The sequence below is a fragment of the Kitasatospora sp. NPDC093558 genome, assembly GCF_040683475.1.
Lineage (GTDB): Bacteria > Actinomycetota > Actinomycetes > Streptomycetales > Streptomycetaceae > Kitasatospora.
Genome location: NZ_JBFBDY010000619.1, coordinates 1 through 3,670, shown reverse-complemented (window position 1 = coordinate 3,670; position 3,670 = coordinate 1). Strand labels below are relative to the sequence as shown.

Sequence of the window (3,670 nt, the reverse complement as noted above, 5' to 3'; positions counted from 1 at the left end):
CCCCGCTCGGCCAGGGTGCCCTGCGGCGAGCCCGGGAACGGGAGAACTGGCCCGTCCTGCACGGCTTCAGCCGGGCACTCGTCCCGCGCCCGGCGGACTGGCGCAGCGGCCTGCAGGTCGTCGGTAACTGGTGGCCGCACCCGGCGCCGGACCACCGCCTGCCCGACGAGGTGGAGGACTTCCTGCGGGCCGGCCCGCCACCGGTGTTCGTCGGCTTCGGCAGCATGGCGGCCGGAGACGGTGAACGGCTGAGCGGACTCGTGGTGGACGCGCTGCGCCGCGCGGGCGTGCGGGGCGTCCTGCAGTCCGGCTGGGCCGGGCTCGTCGCGGAGACGGCGAACGGTTCCGACGTCCTGACGGTCGGCGAGCTCCCGCACGCTCTCCTCTTCCCGCGCACGGCCGCCGTCGTCCACCACGCGGGCGCCGGCACCTCGGCAGCCGCACTGCGAGCGGGCGTCCCGAGCGTGCCGGTCCCGGTGATGGCGGACCAGCCCTTCTGGGCCGCTCGTCTGGCCGCCGCCGGGGCGGCACCGCGACCGGTCCCGTATGCCGATCTGACGGTGGAGCGCCTGGCGGCGGCCGTTCGCCTGGCCGTCGACGATCGGATGCACCGCGCGCGAGCGGAGGCGGCGGCCCGGCGCATGGTGTGCGAGCACGGCGCGGCCCGCGTCGCCGAGGCGGTGGCGGCGCTCGTGGACGGAAGGTGAGAGGAGAGACGCGGAGCGAGTCCGCCGGACCGGGAGACAGCCGCCCGCCGCCCGCCCGGCGCGGAGGGTCAGGGCACGCGGGCGACGAGCATCGGCTGGAAGAAGCCGGTCTCCTCCGGCTGCGCCCATGCCGGGGCGGTGAAGCCCGCCTCGGTGGCGAAGGCGGTCAACTGGGCCTGGGTGAGGGCCCAGTAGGTGGACCGGTGCACCTCGGTGCGCCACTCGCCGGTGGCGTCCGGGGCCATCCGGAAGAGTTCCAGGTCGTAGCGCTCGCCGTCCTCGTGCCAGTGCCAGAGCTGGAAGATGACGGACCGGCGGCCGTCGCGCTCGGTGGTCTGCGGCACGGTGGAGGAGGGGCGCTCGCGGCGCAGGGCGTCGTAGGGGCGGGTGGTGAGGAGGATTAGGCCGCCGCTGCGGAGGGTGCGGCGCATGTCGGTGAGGGCGGTGCGGACGTCGTCCGCGGTGAGGAGGTGCGGGAGCGCGTTGTCGGCGCACACGACGACGTCGAACGTGGCATCGCGGAAGGGGAGTCGGCGCATGTCGGCGGCTGCGGCGGGCAGCCGGAGGCCGCGGTCGGCGGCCTCGCGGGTGGCGCGCGCGGCGGCGACCGGGCTGAGGTCGGTGCCGGTGACACGGTGGCCGCGGGCGGCGAGCCCGATCGCCTGGGTGCCGATACCGCAGGCGCAGTCGAGCACGGTGGCCGGCCGGTCGCCGAGGCGGGTACGGACGAGGGCGTCCAGAGCAGCGCCCTGCCGGGCGACGGAGGCTTCCCAGTCCGGGTAGAGGAGGTGGTAGCCGGCTGCGAACTCGTCGTAGAACCGGCCGGTGGGGGAGCGACTCATGGACACGAGGGCTCCTCGGGCGGAGGGAGGCTTGAGTACCGGGCACAGTTGGCGTTGAGGTGAGCGAGGTAGTACGTCGTGCCGTCGTGCTCCAGCTCCATCGGCGGCGGCTCCGGGACGGGGGCCAGCAGGTAGGTGGAGCGGCCGTCGAGGCGGACCTCCAGGCGGGGGACGTTGTGGTGGGTCGCGAACTCCTCGGCCCGCTCGGCGCTCCAGAGATCGCGCGGCATGCTGGGCCCCTTCCCCGTCAGTGCATGCAGCAGGGCGGGGCTGTAGACCTCCTGGACCCGGAAGTTCTCCAGGTGCCGCATGCTGGTGACCAGCGTGACGTACCGTCGGCTGTTGCCCCGGTGCCGCCCGGTGACCACGACCTGGCCGCCGCCGAGGTCCCAACGCTGTGGAGCGATCCAGACCTTGGCCCCGGGCGCGAAGTGCTTCAGGCCGTCCTGGATGTCCAGTCCGCCCTCGCCGTGGGTGGTCTGCCGGGCCACGTTGGCCACCACGCAGTGGCCGTACGGCGGCTCTGCGGCCTGCTCGTTCGTCATGGGATCATCCTCTCCTGACCGCGGGGACGGGGACACCGGTTTTGGACGCGGTCGAGCCGGATCGGGGCGGTGCCTGAGGGGTGGTGCCTGAGGGGCGGGGGCCGCGTAATCGGCTGGCCGACCGGTGGCGTGCGGGTGAGGATACGGGCATGCGCACCTTCGAGGATCTGATCGCCGAGGCCGGGGCGGTGTCCGTGGACGGCTGGGACTTCTCCTGGCTCGACGGGCGGGCCACCGAGGAGCGGCCCTCCTGGGGCTACCAGCGGCTGCTGGGCGAGCACCTGTCGCGGGTCGACGCGGCGCTCGACGTCCAGACCGGCGGTGGCGAGGTGCTCGCCGGGGCGGGCAACTTCCCTCCGGCCATGGCGGCCACCGAGTCGTGGCCGCCCAACATCGCCCGTGCGACGAAGCTGCTGCACCCGCTGGGCGCCGTCGTCGTGGCGGACCCGGACGAGCCGCCGCTGCCGTTCGCCGACGGCGCGTTCGACCTGGTCAGCAGCCGGCACCCGGTGAAGGCGTACTGGTCGGAGATCGCTCGGGTGCTGCGGCCCGGCGGTACGTACCTCGGGCAGCACGTCGGCCCCGCCTCCGGCTTCGAGCTGGTCGAGTACTTCATCGGCCCGCAGCCCGAGGCGCGCAGGAGCCGCCGCCCCGAGGACGAGAGCGCCGCCGCGCGGGCCGCCGGGCTGGAGGTCGTGGACCTGCGCTCGGAGCGGCTGCGGATGGAGTTCTTCGACGTCGGCGCGGTGGTGTACTTCCTGCGCAAGGTGATCTGGATGGTCCCGGGTTTCACCGTCAAGGCGTACGAGGACCGCCTGCGCGAGCTGGACGCCCTGATCCGCGCGGACGGGCCGTTCGTCGCGCACTCGGCCCGCTTCCTCATCGAGGCTCGGAAGGTCTGAGAGGACGGAGTCCGAGAGGAAACCGGAAGGTCTGAGAGGAAACCGGAAGGTCTGAGAGGACAAACGACGGGCACGCCCGGCGGCCCCGGTCCGTCGCAGGACCGGGACCGGGACCGGGACCGGGGCCGTCGGGCGCGCTGTCACGAGAGCCCGACGAGATCCAGGTACGAGTCGCTCCACAGGTCCTCGTCGCCGTCCGGGAGGAGGATGACGCGGTCCGGGCGGAGGGCCTCGATGGCGCCGGGGTCGTGGGTGACCATCACGATCGCGCCCGGGTACGTGCCGACGGCGGCCAGGACCTCGGCCCGGGAGGCCGGGTCGAGGTTGTTGGTGGGCTCGTCGAGGAGGAGCACGTTGGCTCCCGAGTGGACGAGCCCGGCCAGCGCGAGCCGGGTCTTCTCGCCGCCGGACAGGACGCCGGCCGGCTTGTCGGCGTCGTCGCCGCGGAACAGGAACGCGCCGAGCACGCGCCGCAGTTCGCCGTCGGTGAGGCCGGGGGCGGCCAGGGCGAGGTTGTCCCGGACGGTGAGGGCCGGGTCGAGGGTGTCGTGTTCCTGGGCGAAGTAGCCGAGCCGCAGCCCGGGGCCGGGCACGACCCGGCCGGAGTCCGGGGTCACGTGGCCGGCCAGGATCCGCAGCAGGGTGGTCTTGCCGGCGCCGTTGAGGCCGAGGAC

The 3,670-nt window shown here is 74.2% G+C and carries 5 protein-coding genes; 2 read left to right on the top strand and 3 right to left on the bottom strand.

Annotation, left to right across the window (positions count from 1 at the left end; all coding sequences use genetic code 11):
- A partial coding sequence (locus AB0O00_RS32600; protein ID WP_363657953.1) for a nucleotide disphospho-sugar-binding domain-containing protein occupies positions 1 to 707 on the top strand: 707 nt, incomplete at its 5' end.
- A 68-nt stretch (positions 708 to 775) separates the two neighbouring features.
- On the opposite strand, the gene AB0O00_RS32595 is transcribed toward AB0O00_RS32600, so the two are convergent.
- Together AB0O00_RS32595 and AB0O00_RS32590 are read right to left on the bottom strand one after the other, a co-directional pair.
- Complete coding sequence (locus AB0O00_RS32595; protein WP_363657951.1) at positions 776 to 1,549, bottom strand: class I SAM-dependent methyltransferase; 774 nt, start codon at positions 1,547 to 1,549, stop codon at positions 776 to 778.
- Entirely contained in the window at positions 1,546 to 2,094 is a 549-nt protein-coding gene (locus tag AB0O00_RS32590) for a hypothetical protein (RefSeq protein WP_363657949.1), read from the bottom strand. The genes AB0O00_RS32595 and AB0O00_RS32590 overlap by 4 nt, the downstream gene beginning before the upstream one ends.
- A 149-nt stretch (positions 2,095 to 2,243) precedes the next feature.
- Between AB0O00_RS32590 and AB0O00_RS32585 the strand changes: the two genes are divergently transcribed.
- On the top strand, positions 2,244 to 2,996 hold the full coding sequence (locus AB0O00_RS32585; RefSeq protein WP_363657947.1) for a class I SAM-dependent methyltransferase: 753 nt from the start codon (positions 2,244 to 2,246) through the stop codon (positions 2,994 to 2,996).
- Positions 2,997 to 3,136: 140 nt separating this feature from the next.
- Here the strand turns inward: AB0O00_RS32585 and AB0O00_RS32580 are convergent.
- On the bottom strand, positions 3,137 to 3,670 hold a 534-nt coding region (locus tag AB0O00_RS32580), incomplete at its 5' end, for an ATP-binding cassette domain-containing protein (RefSeq protein WP_363657945.1).

What these genes read in the sequence shown, in the direction of transcription:
- AB0O00_RS32585 (WP_363657947.1), top strand. Translation starts at nt 2,244, where the DNA reads ATGCGCACCTTCGAGGATCTGATCGCCGAGGCCGGGGCGGTGTCCGTG.
- AB0O00_RS32595 (WP_363657951.1), bottom strand. Translation starts at nt 1,549, where the DNA reads ATGAGTCGCTCCCCCACCGGCCGGTTCTACGACGAGTTCGCAGCCGGC.
- AB0O00_RS32590 (WP_363657949.1), bottom strand. Translation starts at nt 2,094, where the DNA reads ATGACGAACGAGCAGGCCGCAGAGCCGCCGTACGGCCACTGCGTGGTG.